The organism is Streptomyces sp. NPDC058470 (assembly GCF_042721055.1).
Lineage (GTDB): Bacteria > Actinomycetota > Actinomycetes > Streptomycetales > Streptomycetaceae > Streptomyces.
Genome location: NZ_JBHXMF010000080.1, coordinates 1 through 21,316 on the forward strand (window position 1 = coordinate 1; position 21,316 = coordinate 21,316).

19 protein-coding genes are annotated in these 21,316 nt (G+C 68.0%); 5 read left to right on the forward strand and 14 right to left on the reverse strand.

What is annotated here, in order from left to right; translation table 11 throughout:
* Positions 1–104 precede the first annotated feature (104 nt).
* The 4 genes from ACFWP7_RS38125 to ACFWP7_RS38140 form a co-directional block, all read right to left on the reverse strand.
* Entirely contained in the window at positions 105–1,751 is a 1,647-nt protein-coding gene (locus tag ACFWP7_RS38125) for a cytochrome bc complex cytochrome b subunit (protein WP_384391686.1), read from the reverse strand.
* On the reverse strand, positions 1,748–2,815 hold the full coding sequence (locus ACFWP7_RS38130) for a Rieske 2Fe-2S domain-containing protein (protein WP_384391689.1): 1,068 nt from the start codon (positions 2,813–2,815) through the stop codon (positions 1,748–1,750). Before ACFWP7_RS38130 ends, ACFWP7_RS38125 begins: the two co-directional genes overlap by 4 nt.
* Positions 2,815–3,621 (reverse strand): c-type cytochrome, encoded by an 807-nt coding sequence (locus ACFWP7_RS38135; RefSeq protein ID WP_384391691.1) that lies wholly within the window; start codon positions 3,619–3,621, stop codon positions 2,815–2,817. The genes ACFWP7_RS38130 and ACFWP7_RS38135 overlap by 1 nt, the downstream gene beginning before the upstream one ends.
* A 64-nt stretch (positions 3,622–3,685) precedes the next feature.
* The gene (locus ACFWP7_RS38140) at positions 3,686–4,306 is read right to left on the reverse strand and encodes a heme-copper oxidase subunit III (RefSeq protein ID WP_384391694.1); all 621 of its coding nucleotides are present in this window, start codon (positions 4,304–4,306) and stop codon (positions 3,686–3,688) included.
* Between the two features lie 187 nt (positions 4,307–4,493).
* On the opposite strand from ACFWP7_RS38140, the gene ACFWP7_RS38145 reads away from it, so the two are divergent.
* Complete coding sequence (locus ACFWP7_RS38145) at positions 4,494–4,895, forward strand: hypothetical protein (RefSeq protein ID WP_384391697.1); 402 nt, start codon at positions 4,494–4,496, stop codon at positions 4,893–4,895.
* A gap of 122 nt (positions 4,896–5,017) precedes the next feature.
* Here ACFWP7_RS38145 and ACFWP7_RS38150 read toward each other — a convergent pair whose 3' ends face one another.
* The 4 genes from ACFWP7_RS38150 to coxB form a co-directional block, all read right to left on the reverse strand.
* A complete protein-coding gene (locus tag ACFWP7_RS38150) occupies positions 5,018–6,280 on the reverse strand; it encodes an Ig-like domain-containing protein (RefSeq protein WP_384391700.1) in 1,263 nt (420 codons plus the stop codon).
* A gap of 130 nt (positions 6,281–6,410) precedes the next feature.
* Positions 6,411–6,809, reverse strand: a complete 399-nt coding sequence (locus ACFWP7_RS38155; protein ID WP_384391703.1) for a cytochrome c oxidase subunit 4 — start codon at positions 6,807–6,809, stop codon at positions 6,411–6,413.
* Positions 6,806–8,542, reverse strand: a complete 1,737-nt coding sequence (gene ctaD / locus ACFWP7_RS38160) for a cytochrome c oxidase subunit I (protein ID WP_384391706.1) — start codon at positions 8,540–8,542, stop codon at positions 6,806–6,808. The genes ACFWP7_RS38155 and ctaD overlap by 4 nt, the downstream gene beginning before the upstream one ends.
* The gene (gene coxB / locus ACFWP7_RS38165) at positions 8,539–9,531 is read right to left on the reverse strand and encodes a cytochrome c oxidase subunit II (RefSeq protein WP_384391709.1); all 993 of its coding nucleotides are present in this window, start codon (positions 9,529–9,531) and stop codon (positions 8,539–8,541) included. Before coxB ends, ctaD begins: the two co-directional genes overlap by 4 nt.
* A 338-nt stretch (positions 9,532–9,869) precedes the next feature.
* Between coxB and ACFWP7_RS38170 the strand changes: the two genes are divergently transcribed.
* Positions 9,870–11,252 (forward strand): cysteine desulfurase/sulfurtransferase TusA family protein, encoded by a 1,383-nt coding sequence (locus tag ACFWP7_RS38170; RefSeq protein ID WP_384391712.1) that lies wholly within the window; start codon positions 9,870–9,872, stop codon positions 11,250–11,252.
* Here the strand turns inward: ACFWP7_RS38170 and ACFWP7_RS38175 are convergent, their stop codons facing one another.
* A complete protein-coding gene (locus ACFWP7_RS38175; RefSeq protein ID WP_384391715.1) occupies positions 11,253–12,227 on the reverse strand; it encodes a carbohydrate kinase family protein in 975 nt (324 codons plus the stop codon).
* Between the two features lie 145 nt (positions 12,228–12,372).
* On the opposite strand from ACFWP7_RS38175, the gene ACFWP7_RS38180 reads away from it, so the two are divergent.
* Complete coding sequence (locus ACFWP7_RS38180; protein ID WP_384391718.1) at positions 12,373–12,582, forward strand: hypothetical protein; 210 nt, start codon at positions 12,373–12,375, stop codon at positions 12,580–12,582.
* A 204-nt stretch (positions 12,583–12,786) separates the two neighbouring features.
* A complete protein-coding gene (locus tag ACFWP7_RS38185; protein WP_384391721.1) occupies positions 12,787–14,331 on the forward strand; it encodes a hypothetical protein in 1,545 nt (514 codons plus the stop codon).
* A 217-nt stretch (positions 14,332–14,548) separates the two neighbouring features.
* Here the strand turns inward: ACFWP7_RS38185 and ACFWP7_RS38190 are convergent, their stop codons facing one another.
* A complete protein-coding gene (locus tag ACFWP7_RS38190; protein WP_365427349.1) occupies positions 14,549–14,905 on the reverse strand; it encodes an iron-sulfur cluster assembly accessory protein in 357 nt (118 codons plus the stop codon).
* 299 nt (positions 14,906–15,204) lie between these two features.
* On the opposite strand from ACFWP7_RS38190, the gene nadA reads away from it, so the two are divergent.
* Positions 15,205–16,401, forward strand: coding sequence for a quinolinate synthase NadA (gene nadA / locus ACFWP7_RS38195; protein ID WP_384391723.1), 1,197 nt, complete (start codon positions 15,205–15,207; stop codon positions 16,399–16,401).
* 64 nt (positions 16,402–16,465) lie between these two features.
* On the opposite strand, the gene ACFWP7_RS38200 is transcribed toward nadA, so the two are convergent.
* The 4 genes from ACFWP7_RS38200 to ACFWP7_RS38215 form a co-directional block, all read right to left on the reverse strand.
* On the reverse strand, positions 16,466–17,287 hold the full coding sequence (locus tag ACFWP7_RS38200) for an NPP1 family protein (RefSeq protein WP_384391726.1): 822 nt from the start codon (positions 17,285–17,287) through the stop codon (positions 16,466–16,468).
* A 120-nt stretch (positions 17,288–17,407) separates the two neighbouring features.
* On the reverse strand, positions 17,408–18,523 hold the full coding sequence (locus tag ACFWP7_RS38205) for a glycoside hydrolase family 19 protein (RefSeq protein ID WP_384391729.1): 1,116 nt from the start codon (positions 18,521–18,523) through the stop codon (positions 17,408–17,410).
* A 650-nt stretch (positions 18,524–19,173) separates the two neighbouring features.
* Positions 19,174–19,857 carry a response regulator gene (locus ACFWP7_RS38210; protein ID WP_384391732.1) on the reverse strand — a complete coding sequence of 228 codons (684 nt, stop codon included), beginning with the start codon at positions 19,855–19,857 and terminating at the stop codon, positions 19,174–19,176.
* Positions 19,854–21,077, reverse strand: a complete 1,224-nt coding sequence (locus tag ACFWP7_RS38215; RefSeq protein ID WP_384391734.1) for a sensor histidine kinase — start codon at positions 21,075–21,077, stop codon at positions 19,854–19,856. Before ACFWP7_RS38215 ends, ACFWP7_RS38210 begins: the two co-directional genes overlap by 4 nt.
* Positions 21,078–21,316 lie beyond the last annotated feature (239 nt).

Sequence of the window (21,316 nt, forward strand, 5' to 3'; positions counted from 1 at the left end):
CGATCCCCGCAACTCCCTGAACTCCAGGGTGTTGCGGGGATCAATAGAACCCGCCCAATGGACGGGGCTCCAGCCGTGGCGATCAGCGAGGATCGTTCGGGCGATCAGTGGTGGCCGTGGCCGCTCGTGATCTCCTTGTACTCCTCGACGGTGGGCTTGGGGATCTGGTTGTCCTCCCCGTAGTAGCCCTTGCTGAGCTTGGCCCGCAGCTTCTGCGCGCCCTTCACCTTGCGCTCGACACCGTTCTCGTCGACGCCCGGGCCGATCTCGGCCGGCTGGTACTGCTCGTGCGCGGTGAGCGTGTGCAGAGCCTCCTGGCTGAGCGGCTCGTGGATCTCGATGAACTCACCGTGCGGCAGGCGCTTGATGATGCCCGACTCGCGGCCGTGCAGCACCTTGTCCCGGTCCCGGCGCTGAAGGCCGAGGCAGATCCGCTTGGTGGCGATGAACGCGAGGACCGGCGCGACGAAGAACGCGATCCGCACGAACCAGGTGATCGAGTTGATCGACAGGTGGAAGTGCGTGGCCCAGAGGTCGTTTCCACCACCGATCAGCAGGACCATGTACCAGGTGATCCACGCGACACCGAAGGCCGTACGCGTCGGGACGTTGCGCGGGCGGTCCAGGATGTGGTGCTCGCGCTTGTCGCCGGTGACCCAGGATTCGATGAACGGATAGACCGCGATCGCGACCAGGACCAGCGGGAAGATGATCAGCGGGATGAACACGCCCAGGACGAGCGTGTGACCCCAGAGGTTGATCTCCCAGCCCGGCATGAATCGGATCAGACCCTCGGAGAAGCCCATGTACCAGTCGGGCTGGGCGCCGGTGGACACCTGGTCGGGGCGGTAGGGGCCCATGGTCCAGATCGGGTTGATCGAAGCGATCGCCGAGATGGCCGCGATGACGCCGAAGACCAGGAAGAAGAAGCCTCCGGCCTTGGCCATGTAGACCGGCAGGAGCGGCATTCCGACGACGTTGTCGTTCGTCTTTCCGGGACCCGCGAACTGCGTGTGCTTGTGGTAGAAGACCAGGATCAAGTGGCCGACCACCAGGCCGAGCATGATGCCCGGCAGCAGCAGGACGTGGATCGAGTAGAAGCGGGCAACGAAGTCGCCGCCCGGGAACTCGCCACCGAAGAGGAAGAACGAGAGGTACGTGCCCACGATCGGCACGGACAGGACCGCGCCCTCCATGAAGCGGACGCCGGTGCCGGAGAGCAGGTCGTCCGGGAGCGAGTAGCCGGTGAAGCCGGTGAACATGCCCAGGACGAACAGCAGGAAACCGAAGATCCAGTTGACCTCACGGGGCTTGCGGAACGCACCCGTGAAGAACACGCGCATCATGTGCACGAACATGCCGGCGAGGAAGATCAGCGCCGCCCAGTGGTGGATCTGCCGGATCAGCAGACCACCGCGCACATCGAAGGAGATGTGCATGGTCGAGTTGAACGCCTCGGACATCATCTGGCCCTGCAGCGGGACGTAGCTGCCGTCGTACACCACCTCGTTCATCGACGGGTGGAAGAACAGCGTCAGATACACACCCGTGAGGATGATGATGATGAAGCTGTAGAGGCAGACCTCACCCAGCATGAAGGACCAGTGGTCCGGGAAGATCTTGCGCATGTTGGTCTTGGCGAGGCCGTAGATGCCCAGCCGGCCGTCGGCCCAGTCGGCGACCCGCTCACCGGCGGGTGCCTTCTTCCGCGCGTTCGCGTCGACCGGGTCGGAGGTGTTCGCAGTACTCATCCGCGCTCCCAGAAAGCAGGACCGACGGGCTCTTCGAAGTCGCCGAGCGCCTCGAGGTAGCCCTCAGCGTTCACACCGATGCGCAACTGAGGCAGGGCGTGACCGGCCGGGCCGAAGATCACTCGGGCGCCGTCGGCGAGGTCGAAGGTGGACTGGTGGCACGGGCAGAGGACGTGGTGCGTCTGCTGCTCGTACAGGGAGATCGGACAGCCGACGTGGGTGCAGATCTTCGAGTAGGCCACGATGCCCTCGTGCGACCACTCGAGTTCCCGCTTGTCCTTGATGTTGTCCGGTTGGAGCCGGACGATCATCAGCGCCGCCTTGGCGATCTGGGTCTGGAAGTCCTCGTCGTGCTCCTCCAGGCCCTCGGGCTTGGCGAAGGTGAGCGAGCCGACGACGACGTCCGAAGGACGCAGCGGCTCGTTCGTGTTCACGTTGACGAGCTGCAGACCCTTGCGCCACATCGTGTGGCGGAGGCTGGTCCCCGGCAACGGACCGAGGTCGCGCAGCAGCATGACGCCGGAGAGCGGGAACAGGGCCAGCGCGCCGAACATGGTGTTGCGGATCAGCTTGCGCCGGCCGAGCGCGGATTCCTTGGCGCCCTGCCTGAAGTCGGCCAGGACCTGGGCCTTGACCTCCGGCGGCGCCTCGATCGGGTGGCGCTCGGCGGCGATCTCCACGTCGGACATCAGGGTGCGGGCCCAGTGGACCGCGCCCGCCCCGATGGAGAACAGTGCGACGCCGAGCGTCATGCCCAGCGCGAAGTTGAGCGCGCTGACGTGCCCGATCGGGAAGATGTAGACGCCTCTGTCGGCCGGGATCGCCACGTACGAGGCGATGAAACCGACCGTGGACACCATGGACAGCACGAACAGGAAGGCGACCACACGCTCGGAGCGCTTGGCTGCCCGCTCGTCGATGTCCTGGACGCGGTGCTCATGGGGCGGTAGCCCCGGGTCGGCGAACGGGTCCTGCTCGTTCGCCACCGACACGGCACCGTGTCCATGGTCGTCGGTGGCCCGCTCGGCGGGCAGGTTCTCTTCTGGAGATTGTTGGCTACTCATCACTTCTTGGCCTTTGCGGTCCGAGCGGCGACCCAGACGGCGACAGCGATCAGGGTGCCGAGTCCGAAGATCCAGCCGAACAGGCCCTCGCTGACCGGCCCGAGGCCGCCCAGGCTGAGGCCGCCCGGCTCCACGGTGTCGTCACCGTTGACCGCGTCGACGTACGCGATGATGTCCTTCTTGTTCTGCTCCGACATGGTCGTGTCGGGGAACGAAGGCATGTTCTGCGGGCCGGTCTGCATGGCCTCGTAGATGTGCTTCGGGGAAGCACCTTCCAGGTCCGGTGCGAACTTGCCCTCGGACAGCGCACCGCCCTTGCCGGTGAAGTTGTGGCACTGCGCGCAGTTGGTACGGAAGAGTTCGCCACCCTTGGCGATGTCCGCGCCCTCGGGGCTGACCTGGTTCTTGGTCGGCACGGAGGGACCGGCGCCCAGCGAGGCGATGTACGCCGCGAGCTGGTCGATCTCGGCCTGCGAGTAGATGACCTTCTTCTTCGGGATCTGCGCGCCCGGCTGCTGGGCCGGCATGCGACCGGTGCCGACCTGGAAGTCGACGGCGGCTGCGCCCACGCCCACCAGGCTCGGACCGTCGGAGCTGCCCTGGCCGCCGGTGCCGTGGCAGCTTGCGCAGCCCACGGCGTAGAGCTTCTTGCCCTCGTCGATGGCAAGAGACTGGGCGGTTTCGTCGGCCTGCGCCTGGCTCGCGGGTGCGAACGCGGCGTACAGCCCCCCGGTGGCCGCCAGCGCGAGGAGTAGTACGACGACCGCCGCCAGCGGATGGCGTCGTCGTGCGGAGAGCTTTTTCACGGATTACCCCGGTGTGAGGATCTTCTGCGTCGGTGCTTCTGGATGTTTCGGGCGGTTCGCCCGATTACTTGATCAGGTAGATCGTGGCGAAAAGGCCGATCCAGACGACATCGACGAAGTGCCAGTAGTAGGACACGACGATGGCGGCGGTCGCCTGCTCATGGGTGAACTTCCTGGCCGCGTAGGTGCGGCCGAGGACGAACAGGAAGGCGATCAGACCTCCTGTCACGTGCAGGCCGTGGAAGCCGGTGGTCAGGTAGAACACCGAGCCGTACGGGTCGGAGGAGAGCGAGAGCCCGTCCTTCTTGACCAGCTCGGTGTACTCGAAGATCTGACCGCCGATGAAGATCGCACCCATGATGAAGGTGACGATGAACCACATCCGGAGCTTCTTCACATCACCGCGCTCGGCGGCGAACACGCCGAGCTGACAGGTGAGTGAGGAGAGCACCAGGACTGTGGTGTTCGTCGCTGAGAACGGAACGTTCAGCGACTCGGCCATTGTCTTCCAGTGGGCCTCCCCGGTCACCGATCGCAGGGTGAAGTACATCGCGAAGAGGGCCGCGAAGAACATCAGCTCGGAACTCAGCCAGATGATGGTTCCGACGCTGGTGAGGTTCGGCCGATTGACCGACGGGTGCGCGTGCCCGGTTTCTACTGTCGTTACTGTCGCCACGACCGACATTATGTCGGTCGCTTATCCCGCCCTCACCCCGGGGGGTGCCGTTCGGAGTGTTGATGGGGTGTGTCCAGCCCAAATGGCCCATCGAAGCCCTGTCCGAACCGGTGTTGACGAGGTGTTCGGAGGAGTAGCATCCGCGCAGCGGACCCTGTCCGTCCCGCCTGAAGGACGCCGACGTCTCGGAGGAACAATGCAGCCGACCGCCACGGTGCTGGTCTACAGCGACGACTCCAACACCCGGGAGCAGGTGCGGCTCGCGACGGGCCGCAGGCCGGCCACCGATGTCCCTCTGGTCGAGTTCCTCGAGTGCGCGACACCCGCCGCCGTCCTGAAGGAACTGGACAAGGGCGGGATCGACATCTGTGTGCTGGACGGCGAGGCCGTGCCGATGGGTGGAATGGGTGTCTGCCGCCAGATCAAGGACGAGATCTTCAACTGCCCTCCCGTCCTTGTGCTGATCGGGCGGCCCCAGGACGCCTGGCTGGCCACCTGGAGCCGTGCGGACGCCGCGGTGACCTTGCCGGTCGACCCGGTGGAGTTCGCCGCGACACTGGCTTCTCTGCTGCGCAGGAAGGCTCTTGCGGGCGCCTAGGAGCTCGGGCAGCCGCGTAGTCCGGCGGCTGCGGGCCGCATCCCGGCTGGTCGCGCCCACGCGGCGGAGCCGCATATGTCACAGCCACGTGCCCCTGACGGCGCGCTCCAGGGCGCCCCGTCTCACACGGACTCGGGGCGCAGCCTGGCCCGGTCCTGCACGCTCGGGCCCTCCGGGGCACCGCCCACCAGGGCGCTGCCATTGCGCCACTTCTTCCAGCTGACGTTCCAGTCGCCGAAGCCGTTGCCGAACGGGTCCATGTCCTCGCCGTAGGAGTTGATGACCTTGACGATGTCGCCCTCGCGGACGGTCTCGTAGAACCACGCGGCGTTGTCCGTGCTCATGCCGGTGCAGCCGTGGCTGACGTTGGCGTATCCCTGGGAGCCGGTCGACCAGGGCGCGGCGTGCACGTACTCGCCGCTCCAGGTGACGCGTGTCGCGTAGTACACGGGCAGGTCGTACGAGTCCGAGGTGCCCTCGGCGATACCGATGCTGGTGCCGCGCATCCGTACGAAGTACTCCTTGCCCAGCACGACCTTGACGCCGTTTCGGGTCTCGAAGCCGGGCTTGCCGGTGGTGACGGGGATCTCGTTGATCGCCTTGTCGTTCCGGTAGACCGTCATGGAGTGCGCGGAGGCGTCCGTGACGGCGATGAGGCGGTCGCCGGTGGTGAGTTTCAGGGGCTTCGCCTCGCCGCCCCAGAGGCGCTCGGCGATCTTGATGCCGCCGATGTTGCCGTGCGCCTGGATGGTGGCGTGGGTGGGCCAGTACTCCTTGGGGCGGTAGTGCAGTGTCTTGTCGTCCACCCAGTGCCAGCCGCCTTCCACGGCGGGCTTGGAGTCGACCTTGAGGGCGCGCTCGACGACCGCGCGGGCGGCCTTGTCCTTGACGGGGACGCTGAGTTCGGCCGTGACGGGCTGGCCGACGCCGTACGTGCCGGCCTCGGGCCCGAAGGTGACGTTCAGCCGCTTCTTCGTCGTGGGGGTGCTCGTGTCGAAGGCGATGACCTTGCGGCCGGGGGCGCCGTCCTCGTCCTCCGTGCTCACGCGCACGGTGTAGCGGGCGCCCGCGGCCAGCGGTGAGGTGCTGTGCCAGCGGCCGCCGTCGGCGGAGAGTTCGCCCGCGACGTACCGGCCCGACGCGTCCGTGGCCGTCACGTCGGTGATCCGCCCGTCGTCACCGTCGGCGGTGATCTCCAGGGGTTTGTCGGGGTCGACCTTGCGGCTCTCGCCGACCGGGCCGTTGAAGGAGATCTGACCCGCCGCGTCATACGGCTTGGCCGAGAGCGGGTGGCCGTCGGAGCCGCAGGCGGTGACGCCCGCGCCGAGGGCGACCAGCAGCGTGGTGCAGCTGGCTACCGTGCGGAATCGCGGTGAGTGGTTCATGAGCTCACGCTATGAACCACCGTCGACTACGGCGCGCCGAGTGACCCGAGCGAGGGACGCCGGGCGTGGCAAATGAGGGAGCCCGGACTCTCCTGACGGAGTGTCCGGGCTCCCGGGTGTTCAGCGCGTGCTACTGGGTGCGGTTCTCACCGTGGTAGTACTCGAAGACCCAGCCCCACAGGCCGATCAGAAGGATCGGGGCCGAGAAGTACGCCAGCCACCAGCCGAAGACGACGCCCAGGAAGAGAAGCGCGCCTCCGATGCCGAGCGTGAGCGGCTGCCAGCTGTGCGGGCTGAAGAAGCCCACCTCGCCGGCCTCGTCCGCGACGTCGGCCTCCTTGTCGTCCTGCGCCAGCGCGTCGACCCGCCGGGCCGTGAAGGCCAGGTAGTAGCCGATCATGATGCTCAGGCCGAAGCCCAGGAAGAGAGCCGTGGTACCGGCCGGCTCCTTCGACCACACGCCATAGACGATCGCCATGACGAGGATGAAGAGGGCCAGCCAGATGAACAACTTGCCTTGGACCTTCACTTGCCTGCCTCCTTGCCACCAGCGAGGGCCTTCTCACCGTGACCGGCGTTCTCGAGCTGGTCGAGAGCGGCGATCTCAGGGTGATGCAGGTCGAACGCCGGGGATTCGGAACGGATCCGCGGCAGGGTGAGGAAGTTGTGCCTCGGCGGCGGGCAGGACGTGGCCCATTCGAGGGAACGGCCGTAGCCCCACGGGTCGTCGACCTCGACCTTCTTGCCGTACTTGGCGGTCTTCCACACGTTGTAGAGGAACGGCAGTATCGACAACCCGAGCAGGAAGGAGCTGATCGTCGAGATCGTGTTCAGCGCGGTGAAGCCGTCGGCCGCGAGATAGTCCGCGTAACGACGCGGCATGCCCTCCGCGCCCAGCCAGTGCTGCACCAGGAACGTGCCGTGGAAGCCCACGAACAGCGTCCAGAAGGTGATCTTGCCAAGGCGCTCGTCGAGCATCTTGCCGGTCATCTTCGGCCACCAGAAGTGGAAGCCGGAGAACATCGCGAAGACGACGGTGCCGAAGACCACGTAGTGGAAGTGCGCCACCACGAAGTACGAGTCCGAGACGTGGAAGTCCATCGGCGGCGAGGCCAGGATGACGCCGGTCAGACCACCGAAGGTGAAGGTGATCAGGAAGCCGGTCGCCCAGAGCATCGGGGTCTCGAAGGACAAGGACCCCTTCCACATCGTTCCGATCCAGTTGAAGAACTTCACGCCTGTTGGCACGGCGATGAGGAACGTCATGAAGGAGAAGAACGGCAGGAGGACGCCACCGGTGACGTACATGTGGTGCGCCCACACGGTCACGGAGAGACCGGCGATCGCGATGGTGGCGCCGATCAGGCCCATGTAGCCGAACATCGGCTTGCGCGAGAACACCGGGATCACTTCGGAAATGATTCCGAAGAATGGCAACGCGATGATGTACACCTCTGGATGGCCGAAGAACCAGAAGAGGTGTTGCCACAGCAGTGCCCCGCCGTTGGCGGCATCGAAGACATGTGCCCCGAATTTCCGATCCGCCTCCAGCGCGAACAGCGCGGCGGCGAGAACGGGGAAGGCCAGCAGGACCAGGACCGCGGTCAGCAGCACGTTCCACACGAAGATCGGCATACGGAACATCGTCATGCCGGGCGCGCGCATGCAGATGATGGTGGTGATGAAGTTGACCGCACCGAGGATCGTGCCGAAGCCGGAGAAGGCCAGACCCATGATCCACATGTCGGCGCCGATACCCGGCGAGCGGACGGCGTCCGACAGCGGGCTGTAGGCGAACCAGCCGAAGTCGGCCGCGCCCTGCGGGGTGAGGAAGCCGCCGACCGCGATGAGCGAGCCGAACAGGTAGAGCCAGTAGGCGAACATGTTCAGCCGCGGGAACGCCACGTCGGGCGCGCCGATCTGCAGCGGCATGATCCAGTTCGTGAAACCGGCGAACAGCGGCGTCGCGAACATCAGCAGCATGATCGTGCCGTGCATCGTGAACGCCTGGTTGAACTGCTCGTTCGACATGATCTGCAGACCGGGGCGCGCCAGCTCGGCGCGCATGAGCAGCGCCATGACGCCGCCGATGCAGAAGAACGCGAACGACGTGATCAGGTACATCGTCCCGATCGTCTTGTGGTCAGTGGTGGTGAGCCACTTGATCACGACACTGCCGGGCTCCTTGCGCCGCAGCGGCAACTCGTTCTCGTACGAGTCCTCGGCTTCGGCGGCACCCTGGGGTTCGTTGAGGATGCTCACAGGTTGTTCGTCTCCCGGTTCTTCTCGGGGTCCGTCTGCTCGATGCCGGCCGGGATGTAACCCGTCTGGCCTTTCTCCGCGAGCTCCTTGAGATGGTCCTCGTAGGCCTCGGGAGAGACGACCTTCACGTTGAAGAGCATCCGGGAGTGGTCGACACCGCAGAGTTCGGCGCACTTGCCCAGGTAGGTGCCCTCCGCGTTGGGGGTCACCTGGAAGGAGTTGGTGTGGCCCGGAATGACGTCCTGCTTCATCAGGAACGGCACCACCCAGAAGGAGTGGATGACGTCACGTGAGGTGAGGATGAAACGGACCGTCTTGCCCTCGGGGAGCCAGAGGGTCGGACCGGGGTTGAGCGTCTGCGGGTTCTTCGAGGCCGGCGTGCCGACGTCGTAGACACCGCCGGCGTTCGCCGGGTAGTCCGCCTTGAACCGGTCCGGAATGGCGGCCAGGTTCTTGTCGGTCGCGGCGTCGCCGGTGGAACCGTCGACGTTCTCGATGTAGTTGAAGCCCCAGCTCCACTGGAAGCCCACGACGTTGATGGTGACGTCGGGCTTCTTGTCCAGGCTGAGGAGCTTCGTCTCGTCGCGGGCGGTGAAGTAGAACAGCACCGACACGATGATGAGCGGGACCACGGTGTACAGCGCCTCGATGGGCATGTTGTACCGGGTCTGCGGAGGAACTTCGACCTTGGTACGGCTGCGCCGGTGGAAGAACACGCTCCACAGGATCAGGCCCCAGACCAGCACGCCCGTGGCGAGCGCGGCCGCCCACGAGCCCTGCCAGAGGGAGAGGATCCGCGGACCCTCCTCCGTAACCGGGGTGGGAAAACCAAGGCGGGGAAAGTCCTTGTATGTGCAACCGGTAGCGGTAGCCAGGACCAGGCCCGCAGTCATTGCCTGCAGCAGCTTCCGCCGCATCGGGCGCCGCGGCGTGGGGGTACCGCCCGCGCCCTTCAGGATGCGGGGGAGGTCGGAGCCGTTGGGACTCACGTAGCGCCTTCCCGAGAGTCTCGCCCGCGCTGGTTGGCTACGGCCTTCTCGCTGGTCGCTCGCCGCCCTGGCACACGGGCAGGGGTTTGGATGTTTATGCGGAGCAAACCCTACTGGACGCTATTTGGGGTCGCGCGGGGAGGGGTCCGCAACGCGCCGCCGGGTTTCGCGAAGAGGGTGGGTTGCCCTGTCCTGGGCTGCTTCTGACGGGGGTTCGGGGCGCCCGGTAGCTCGGGAGGTGGTTCTCGTATGGCGGCTGCTCGTTCGTCGTGGCTGATCGCACCGTTCCCCGCGCCCCTTTGGGGCACTCCTCTGCCGGGACGCTCTAGCGTTGCCGTGTGTCCTACTTCGATGCTGCTTCCGCCGCTCCTCTCCATCCCGTTGCCCGACAGGCCCTGCAGGCCTCGCTCGACGAGGGGTGGGCGGATCCCGCACGTCTGTACAGGGAGGGAAGGCGGGCCCGGTTGCTGCTGGACGCGGCACGGGAGGCGGCGGCGGACGCCGTGGGGTGCCGTCCGGACGAACTGGTCTTCACCTCGTCGGGTACGCGGGCGGTGCACTCCGGGATCGCGGGCGCGCTGGCCGGTCGTCGGCGCGTCGGACGCCACCTGATCGTGTCAGCGGTCGAACATTCTTCGGTGCTCCATTCGGCCGAGGTCCACGAGTCGGCGGGCGGGACGGTGACACAGGTCCCGGTCGCTCGCACGGGCGCGGTGTCCCCTTCGACGTACTCCGCGGCCCTGCGTCCCGACACCGCGCTCGCCTGTCTGCAGTCCGCCAACCACGAGGTGGGTACGGAGCAGCCGGTGGTGGCGGTGGCTCAGGAGTGCCGGGCGGCGGGCGTACCGCTGCTGGTGGACGCGGCGCAGTCGCTGGGGTGGGGCCGGGTGGAGGGCGAGTGGTCCCTACTCACGGCAAGTGCCCACAAATGGGGCGGCCCTTCGGGCGTGGGGCTGCTCGTCGTACGCAAGGGGGTGCGGTTCGCTCCTCAAGGACCCGTGGACGAGCGGGAGTCGGGACGGGCGGCCGGGTTCGAGAACATTCCCGGGATCGTGGCCGCGGCGGCGGCACTGCGGGCCGTGCGCGCCGAGGCGGCCGAGGAAGGCGCGCGGCTGCGGGAACTGACGGACCGGATCCGGCTGCGGGTGCCCGAACTGGTCCCGGATGTCGAGGTGGTCGGCGATCCGGACCGGCGGCTGCCCGGCGTCGTCACCTTCTCCTGTCTCTATGTCGATGGAGAGACCCTGCTGCACGAACTGGACCGCGCCGGTTTCTCGGTCTCCTCCGGTTCCTCGTGCACGAGCAGCACGCTGACGCCCAGCCACGTACTGAGGGCCATGGGGGTGCTGACCGAGGGCAATGTCCGGGTGTCGCTGCCGCCGGGTGTCCCGGCGGCGGACGTCGAGCGGTTCCTGTCCGTGCTGCCGGGCGCGGTCTCCGCCGTACGGGAGAAGCTGGGCGCACCCGCCTCGCCGACGAAGACGCCGGCCGCCTCCGCCTCGCTCGTGGTGAACGCCCTGGGCAGGCGGTGCCCGATCCCGGTCATCGAGCTGGCCAAGGTCATCGGCGATGTCCCGGTCGGCGGCACGGTCCGTGTCCTGGCGGACGACGAGGCGGCGCGGCTGGACATTCCGGCGTGGTGCGAGATGCGGGGGCAGGAGTACGTGGGCGAGGAGCCGGCGGACCACGGCTGTGCCTATGTGGTCCGCCGGGTGTCGTAGCTACACGAGGTGGGTCTGGACCTCGGCGGCGGCTTCATGGCCGTACGCCTTGGTGAAGCGGTCCATGAAGTTGGTGCGGCGCAGCTGGTACTCCTGCGTGCCGACCGTCTCGATGACCAGGGTGGCGAGCATGCAGCCGACCTGGGCGGCGCGCTCGTGGGAGACGCCCCAGGCCAGGCCGGAGAGGAAGCCCGCGCGGAAGGCGTCGCCGACGCCCGTGGGGTCGGCCTTGCGCTCCTCCTCCGCGCAGCCGACCTCGATCGGGTCCTCGCCGGCGCGCTCGATGCGCACGCCCTGCGCGCCGAGGGTCGTCACGCGGTGGCCGACCCTGCCGAGGATCTCCTCGTCGCTCCAGCCGGTCTTGGACTCGATGAGCCCCTTCTCGTACTCGTTCGAGAAGAGGTACGTCGCGCCGTCCAGCAGGATCCGGATGTCGTCGCCGCTCATCCGGGCGATCTGCTGCGAGAAGTCGGCCGCGAAGGGGATCGAGCGGGAGCGGCACTCCTCGGTGTGGCGCAGCATTCCCTCGGGGTCGTCGGCGCCGATCAGGACGAGGTCGAGGCCGCCGACGCGATCCGCCACGGCCTTGAGCTCGATGAGGCGGGCCTCGCTCATCGCGCCCGTGTAGAAGGAGCCGATCTGGTTGTGGTCGGCGTCCGTCGTACAGACGAAGCGCGCGGTGTGCAGCACCTCGGAGATGCGGACGGAGCCGGTGTCGACGCCGTGCCGGTCCAGCCAGGCGCGGTACTCGTCGAAGTCGGAACCCGCCGCCCCGACCAGGATCGGCTTGGTGCCGAGCTGGCCCATGCCGAAGGCGATGTTCGCGCCGACCCCTCCCCGGCGTACGTCGAGGTTGTCGACCAGGAAGGAGAGGGAGACCGTGTGCAGCTGGTCCGCGACCAGCTGGTCGGCGAAACGGCCGGGGAAGGTCATCAGGTGGTCGGTTGCGATGGATCCGGTGACTGCGATACGCACGGCGAGGACACGCTCCTGCGAGGGGATGTGAAGGGGCTGGCGTTGACAGTTCACGCTACCCGGTCGACGCGCGCGCAATGAAGCGGCAAAAACTACCCGATAGTAGATCTTTCTTCGCGAGCGCCACCGTGCCTACGGTGCCGCTATGACAAACCTGAAGGTCCACGGCACCGCTCCGCAAGACCTCGAAGGCGATCTGGCTTCACTGCGCGGCGACTGCGCGCGGATGGTCGAGCACTGGACGGCACCCGACCGGATCACCGCCCTCCCCGTGCCGGCCTCCCACATCCACGGCGTGACGGTGCCGCCCGCGTCGGCCCGGCTGCTGGACGCGATGTCCGACTACGGCGACTGAGCGCGCGGGCAAGGACGGGCTGAAACCGTCCGGACAATCGGCCGGAACCCGCGCCCGCAGGGAACCGTGCGCTCCCCCGCTGCGTCCCATCGCTGTCCCCCGTAAAGGGGATGCGGTGTACGACCCCTCAGCGCCCCTTTTTCGGCGCCCCATCGTGACCGGGCAGGGTCGTCAGGACAGCAGTGGAGCCTAAGGAGCGATGCGGTGAGCACCGAGCGACCCGACAAAGAGGCGACCGATTCCGTCGAGGGTGGCGAGACGGGCGGCGAGACGACGAAGCCGCGTCGGCGGCATTCCCCGGTGGCCGTCGCCTCGGTCGCGGCCGCCGTCCTGCTGGTCGGGGGCGGCGGGGCGTACTTCGCCTCGACCGCGTCGGGCGGCGGGAACAGCGGCTCCGGGACGCCGGGAAGCGACGGCACTCCCCCGGCGCTCGCTCTCGACGGGTACTCCGAGAGCGGTACGAGCGACACGGCCGGTACGGGCGACCCGAACGGCATCGCGCCCGGTGAGCCCAACCCGTACGGCACGACCTACCGCGCGGAGGGCGACCTCGCCGACGGCCCGGACTCGGCGCCCGTGTACACCGCGAAGGGCCAGGTGACCCAGGCCGAGGTGGCACGGCTGGCCGAGGCGCTCGGGGTGGCGGGCACCCCGAGGACGGACGGGGGCGACTGGACGGTCGGCGTCACGAACGACGCCGCTGAGCCGAATCTGCGGGTGAGCAAGGCCGCGCCCGGTACCTGGACCTACAGCTCCTATGTGCCGGGCACCGACAACTGCGTCAAGGACAAGCCCTGCGGGCCTGTCGGGTCCAGCGGTCTGGCAGGTCTGCGCCCGGCGGCGGTGAGCGAGGAAGCGGCGAAGAAGGCGGCCGCCCCCGTACTGAAGGCCGTCGGCCAGGACGACGCGAAGCTGGACGCGACTCAGCTCATGAACGACGACCGGGTACGGGTGGTGAACGCGGACCCGGTGGTCGGCGGGTTGCCGACGTACGGCTGGACGACCGGTGTCCAGGTCAGTTCCGAGGGCAAGGTCATCGGTGGCAGCGGCCAATTGAAGGCGCCGGTGAAGGGGGACACGTACCCCGTCATCACGGCGCAGCAGACCCTGGACCTGATGAACGGCTCGGCATCGGCCGGCGCGCCCAAGGGCATCGGCGGCTGCGCCAGTCCCGTGCCGCTGAAGGACCGGAACGAGGTGCCGTGCGAGGCATCGACCGTGGCTCCGGCGCCCGCGACGGCGACCGTCGAGAAGGCCACGTTCGGGCTGGCGGCGCAGTCGGTGGACGGGAAGCAGGCGCTGGTGCCGTCCTGGCTGTTCGATGTCCGGTCCGCGGGTACGGAGGACGTCGTCACGGTGACGCATCCGGCGGTCGATCCGCAGTATCTGACCTCGCCGGAGGCCGGGCAGGATCCGACCCCGACCCCTTCGCCGACCGGGGCGCCCACGACCGGTGACGTCAAGGTGGAGGGCTACACCGCCGACGGCAAGGACCTGACCGTGAGCTTCTGGGGCGGGGTGTGCAGTAAGTACTCGGCGTCGGCGAGCGAGAGTTCCGACACGGTGACGGTCACGGTGACCAGCACCTCGGAGCCGGGCAAGGTATGCATCATGCTCGCCGAGGCGATCGACCTCCCCGTGCACCTGGACCAGCCGCTCGGCGATCGCAAGGTCGTGGGAACCGACGGCAAGGCGATCCCGGAGGGCAAGGAACTGGGCGCCGTGGAGAGTTCGGCACAGCCGCAGTAGGCATCAGCCGAGCGGCTGCCGAGCCGCCACCGCCCCGAACGCGGCCGCTGATACGCACAGGCGGCGCCCTGCCGAAGGGCCGCGGATACGCGAAGACGGCACCCCTGCCGAAGGGCCGCGGATACGCGAAGGCGGCGTCCCCGTCGGAGGGGGACGCCGCCTTCTTACGCGTGTGCGCAGCGGCCGGCCGGGCGCTCAGCCGCCGAGGTCGCGCGGCTTAGCTGAAGGAGTCGCCGCAGGCGCAGGAGCCCGTCGCGTTCGGGTTGTCGATCGTGAAGCCCTGCTTCTCGATGGTGTCCACGAAGTCGATGGACGCGCCGCCCAGGTACGGGGCGCTCATGCGGTCGGTGACGACCTTGACGCCGCCGAAGTCCTTGACGACATCGCCGTCGAGGGAACGCTCGTCGAAGAAGAGCTGGTAGCGCAGGCCGGAGCAGCCGCCGGGCTGAACAGCGACGCGCAGCGCCAGGTCTTCGCGGCCTTCCTGGTCGAGCAGGGCCTTGACCTTGGCCGCGGCCGACTCGGACAGGATGATGCCGTCGTTCACGGTGGTGGTCTCGTCCGATACGGACATCTGCTTCTCTCCCGGGTTGTTCGGAGACTGCTTGCCGACATTCCAACCGGCGGGGCCTCGGATTCATTCCGGGCCGAGCGCTTGTCTTCTGCCTTCTCTCTTCATGCTCGCACATGGGCCGGGACACGGACAGCGGCCTGTGGACAACCCCTCAGGGATTCACGTCACATCGACACTATGGCAGTCGTCAAAGTGACGTGAAGCAGTTATGATAGATAACGTCAATTCGACGAAAAGGCATGTTGCGCTGGATCGCCCCCGCGATCCGAGCGAGCCGCAGAACAGAAAGGGTTGGTGTCGTGACCACCGCCCAGACCCAGGAACTCGACGTACAGCCGACGCCCCTCGCCCTGCTGCTGCTCGGCCGCGAGGCCGACACGCGGAGCGAGCGCGGCGTCGAGTGCCCCGGCGATCTGCCCTCGCCGTCCGACCCTGACCTGGTGGAACGCGCCCGCGCGGCCAAGGAGAAGCTCGGGGACAAGGTCTTCGTCCTCGGCCACCACTACCAGCGCGACGAGGTCATCCAGTTCGCGGACGTCACGGGTGACTCCTTCAAGCTGGCCCGGGACGCGGCCGCGCGCCCCGAGGCCGAGTACATCGTGTTCTGCGGTGTGCACTTCATGGCGGAGTCCGCGGACATCCTGACGGGCGACGACCAGAAGGTCGTCCTGCCCGACCTCGCCGCGGGCTGCTCGATGGCCGACATGGCCACCGCCGAACAGGTCGCCGAGTGCTGGGACGTGCTGACCGAGGCCGGGATAGCCGAGCAGGTCGTGCCCGTCTCGTACATGAACTCCTCCGCGGACATCAAGGCGTTCACCGGCAAGCACGGCGGCACGATCTGCACCTCGTCCAACGCCCAGCGCGCCCTGGAATGGGCCTTCGAACAGGGGGAGCCGTCAACGACAAAGGTGCTCTTCCTGCCCGACCAGCACCTGGGCCGCAACACCGCCGTCCGGGACATGGGGATGTCCCTGGAGGACTGCGTCCTCTACAACCCGCACAAGCCGAACGGCGGCCTCACCGTCGAGCAGCTGCGCGACGCGAAGATGATCCTGTGGCGGGGCCACTGCTCCGTGCACGGCCGCTTCTCGGTCGACTCGGTCAACGACGTGCGTGAGCGGATCCCCGGTGTGAATGTCCTGGTGCACCCCGAGTGCAAGCACGAGGTCGTCTCCGCGGCGGACTACGTGGGCTCCACGGAGTACATCATCAAGGCCCTGGAGGCGGCTCCGGCCGGCTCCAAGTGGGCCATCGGCACGGAGCTGAATCTCGTACGTCGGCTGGCGAACCGTTTCGCGAGCGAGGACAAGGAGATCGTCTTCCTCGACAAGACGGTCTGCTTCTGCTCGACCATGAACCGCATCGACCTGCCCCACCTGGTGTGGACCCTGGAGTCCCTGGCGGAGGGCAACCTCGTCAACCGCATCGAGGTGGACCGGGAGACCGAGCAGTTCGCCAAGCTGGCGCTGGAGCGGATGCTGGCGCTGCCGTAGTCCGTATGACTGTGGGGAGAGGGTAAGGGGCGCCGGCCATTGCCGGTGCCCCTTACTCAATGCCCTAGTAGTAGCAGAGGTCCCGCGAGACCTGCGTGGGGTCGCTGCTCGCGCTGCCCCAGTTGTACTCGTCGAACTTGTTGGCTATCGCGCTGCCCTCCTGGACGATCACGTACGAGGTGTTGTCACCCGCGTAGTCGTCGTTGCGGAACTCGTTGTCGGTGGTCTGCGACAGGTAGTCCGTCAGACCGCCCTGGTTGTTGAACATCGCGTGCTTGCCCCAGCCGACGTAGACACTGGGCCGCTCCTTGCCGTAGCCCCAGCTGTCGGCGTTGAGGTCGGTCGACTCGACCTTGCTCCAGTCGGCCAGCACCCGGTGGTTGCCGTGCGTGCTGAGCAGGACGGTGGAGCGGGTCCACTTGTTGTCGCCCGCGTACTTCCAGGTGGTCACCGCGTGCTCGAAGTCGTACGCGTGGCCGATGCCGCCGGTGAAGCCGTCCTTGGGGAAGAACAGCGTGTAGATGACCCGCACCTCGTCGCTGCCGCAGGTCTTGACCGTGGTGTACGTCGGGAAGTATGAGCCCGTCGCGGCGCAGCCGTAGTCGGCGTCCGGCCACGGCTTCAGCTCGGCGGAGGGGGCCTGCTGGTCACCGTTGACGAAAGCGCTCGCCGGCCAGCAGGTGTCGTTGCCGACGGCATGGGCGAACTGCCAGTCGGGCGCTCCCGCGGCGATGAAGTCGTTGAGGTTGCCCTTCCACTCCAGCGGCTCGTTCGCGCTGGCGGTGGGGGCGGAGGCGAAGGTGCCGAGCACGGCGAGAGCCAGGGCGCCGAGGATCGTGCGGCGTGAGCGGACGGCGGTGCCGAGGGGTCCGCGAGGGGCGTTCATGACGGTCCTTAGATCGGGGGGAACCGGACTGCAGCAGCGGTCGAACAAGGGGGTCGCACAAGCTCGCCACCGCCGCGAGGGGCGGCGGTGGCGAGCGAGGTCACGCGGGGAAGGGAGCTGTCAGCAGTAGAGGTTGGCTCCGGCCGAGACGCCGAGGATGCCGACGAAACGGTTGTAGGCGTCGACGCGGCTCTGGACCTGCGCGGGGTTCTTCCCGTCGCACTCCAGCGAGCCGTTGATGCTACGGATGGTCTGGCCGAAGCCCGCACCGTTGACCATGGCGTTGTGGGGAGTCATGGTGCCGGGACCGCTCTGGGTGTTCCAGTACCAGAGGCCGGTCTTCCAGGCCACGGCGGCGTCGTTCTGCACGAGCCACGGGTTGCCCAGCAGGTCGATGCCGAGCGCGTCACCCGCGGCCTTGTAGTTGAAGTTCCAGCTGAGCTGGATCGGACCGCGGCCGTAGTACGCGGACTGACCGGCCGGGCAGCCGTAGGACTGGCCCCAGTCGCAGTAGTTGGGGTAGTTCGCGGTGTTCTGCTCGACGATGTAGTAGAGCCCGCCGGTCTCGTGGTTCACGTTGGCGAGGAAGGCCGCGGCCTCCTGCTTCTTCACCGTGTCGCTGCCCGTGTTGGCGAAGGCCGGGTAGGCGCTCAGCGCGGCGACCAGACCGCTGTACGTGTAGAAGGAGTTCCGGCTCGGGAACATCTGGTTGAACTGCGCCTCGGTGACGACGAATCCACTCGGGGTGGTGCCGCCGCCGGTGGCCGGAGCCGTCCACTTCTGGTTCGCGGCGCCGGTGCAGGTCCAGAGCTGCAGCCGGGTGGCGTTGGCCGAGTTGTTGCCGACGACGTCGAGGCACTTGTTCGCCGCGGGGTTGACGATGTCCCGCGCGGCCGACACGACCCACTGCTGGTTGGCGCCGCCGACGCAGTCCCAGAGGTGGATCAGCGCGCCGTCGGCGGTCGAGTTGTTCGAGACGTCCAGACACTTGCCGAGCGCCCGGATCGTGCCGTCGGAGCCGACGGTCCACTGCTGGGCGGCGGTGCCGTTGCAGTCGTAGATCTGCACCGCGGTGCCGTTGGTGCTCGAAGCACCCGCCACGTCGATGCACTTGCCCGCCAGACCGCTGATCTGGCCGGTGGCGGCCGCGGCGGGAGACGCGGGCAGCACGCTCAGCAGACCCACGAGGAGGGAGCCGACGGCGGCGGAGGCCACACGCCTCCATCTGAACTTCATGCCCATGTCATACCTTTCGCCGTTTTGCACTGAAGTGGGGAGCCGAAAGAGGGGGTTGCACCTTCGCAGGGCCTTCACCGCTTGTTTTAAGGTGTGAATGAAACCGCGTCAAGGTGTTGGTATGGACCAATTAAAGAACAGTATCTGAACAGGCAGCGGAATGACCAACAGCCCCCGCCCTGAGACAAGTTGCGCCAGGACGGTGCCTCCCGATTCACCGGAAAGGTCGGACTCCGGCCGGTTCCGGTGACTTGTCCTCGTCGCCCGCGGTGGCGGTGTTGCACCGTCGCAATGTCACCGAGCTTCACGGCACCCAGCGACAGGTTCTTCAGCTCGGCGAGCGTCGTGGCCGGCTTCGCCGACCTGATGACGATGTCCCGCTCGGTGTCGTCCAGGGTCGCCACGGCGAGCAGGCGATCCGGTTGTGTGACTTTCAGTCGTGTCCTGAGTGGGACAGCGCCGTTGTACGAAGCAGCGCCCCTGAACCGGGACAGCCACAGACAGTGGTGTATGCGACACGAGCGGGCCACCTCGTACACGCACGTGGGGCCTGCCCTGCGCCTTCGACCGTGTGCGGGGGCCGATCCGTCGCCCTCGGTCCCGTTCCTTTCGCGGTCGCCCGCTCCAGGCGGCGCGCGCGCAGGTGGAGTTCAGTCCACCCTTGGCCGTACCAGCCCCGACTCGTACGCGATCACGACCAGTTGGGCCCGGTCGCGCGCGCCCAGCTTGGCCATGGCCCGGTTGACGTGTGTCTTCACCGTCAGCGGGCTGACCTCCAGCCGCTCGGCGATCTCGTCGTTCGAGTGCCCGCCCGCAACCTGCACGAGCACCTCGCGCTCGCGCCCGGTGAGCGCGCCGAGCCGCTCGGCGCGGGCCGGGTCACGGTCGTCGTCCAGGCCGTCGCCCTGCGCGAGGAACTTGGCGATCAGTCCCTTGGTCGCCGCCGGGGACAGCAGCGCCTCGCCGCCCGCCGCGATCCGGATCGCGGCCAGCAGCTCTTCCGGCTCGGCCCCCTTGCCGAGGAAACCGGACGCACCGGCACGCAGCGACTGCACCACGTACTCGTCGACCTCGAACGTCGTCAGCATCACGACCCGTACGTGCGCGAGCCCCGGATCGGCGGAGATCAGCCGGGTGGCGGCCAGCCCATCGGTTCCCGGCATCCGGATGTCCATCAGCACGACATCGGCCCGCTCCTGCCGCACCAGGCGGACGGCCTCCGCGCCGTCGGACGCCTCGCCGACCACCTCCATGTCGGACTCGGAGTCGACGAGCACCCGGAAGGCGCTGCGCAGCAACGCCTGGTCGTCGGCGAGCAGGACACGGATGGTCATGCGGGGCTCCCCAGGGCAGGCGTGCGGTTCTTGACCGGAAGGATCGCATGGACCCGGAAGCCGCCTCCGTAGCGGGGACCTGCCGTGCATCTCCCGCCGAGCGCGGTGACCCGCTCCCGCATTCCGAGCAGCCCGTGCCCGCCGCCCTCCTCCGGCGCATGCTCGGCGGACTGCCCGGGTCCGTTGTCGAGGACGGTCACCTCCACGTTGGGTCCGACGCGGACGACGCTGACCTCGGCCTTCGCCTCCGCGCCCGCGTGCTTCTGCACATTGGTCAAGGCCTCCTGGATGACGCGGTACGCGGCGAGGTCCACGGCGGCGGGCAGGTTCGTGCCCTGGTCGCGGGCCACCTCGACCGGGAGGCCCGCATTGCGGAAGGTGTCGGCGAGTTCGTCGAGACGGCCGAGGCCCGGGGCGGGCTCGGTGGGTGCCTCCGGGTCGCCGGTCTGCCTCAACAGGCCTACGGTGGCGCGGAGTTCGTTGAGGGCGGAGCGGCTGGCCTCGCGTACGTGCGCGAGCGCCTCCTTGGCCTGGTCGGGCCGCTTGTCCATCACGTGGGCGGCGACTCCTGCCTGCACGTTGACCAGGGCGATGTGGTGCGCGACGACATCGTGCAGATCGCGGGCGATCCGCAGCCGCTCCTCCGCCACGCGGCGGCGGGCCTCTTCCTCCCTGGTCCGTTCCGCGCGTTCGGCGCGTTCCCTTATGGCGTCCACGAAGGCGCGGCGGCTGCGTACGGCGTCGCCCGCGGCGGCCGCCATGCCGGTCCAGGCGAAGATGCCCAGGTTCTCCTGGGCATACCAGGGCAGCGGGCCCGCGAGCATCGCCGCCCCCGTGAGCACGGTCATCGTGAGCAGGCCCACGCGCCAGGCCGTGTGGCGGTCGGTGGCCGAGGCCACCGTGAAGAGGGCCACGACGGCGCACATCGTCACCGGCGCCCTGGGGTCGCCGACCACCAGCTCCACGAGGGAGACGGCGCTTGTCGCGGCGAGGACGGGGATGGGTGCGCGGCGGCGGAGGATCAGGGCTGCCGCACCGAGCACCATCAGCGTGAGGCCGAGGGCGTTCGGGGTGCGGGTGAGCCAGGTCGCGCCATTCTCGGCGTGCGGGTCGACGAAGGAGCCGGCCAGCATGCAGATGAGGACGCCGGCGGCGAGCGTGGCGTCCACGGGGAGGGGGTGGGCGCGGGCTCTGCACCTGGTCCGCTCTAGCGTGCTCACCCGTTCACGGTACGGGGCGCGTGCGCGGCTCGGAACGGTGGTAGCCGGTATCCCCCGGCCCGGGGGTGGGGCTGGGGGAATTTTTTCGCCCCCTCCGCCCCTACCCGTCCCGTTCCTGAGGGCTGCCGCCCCCAGACCCCCGCCATCGGCCTGAACGGCCTCGTCCTCAAACGCCGGACGGGCTGAAAGATTCAGCCCCGGGGCAGCGCCCCCTGGCGGGATCTGGGGCGGAGGGGGCG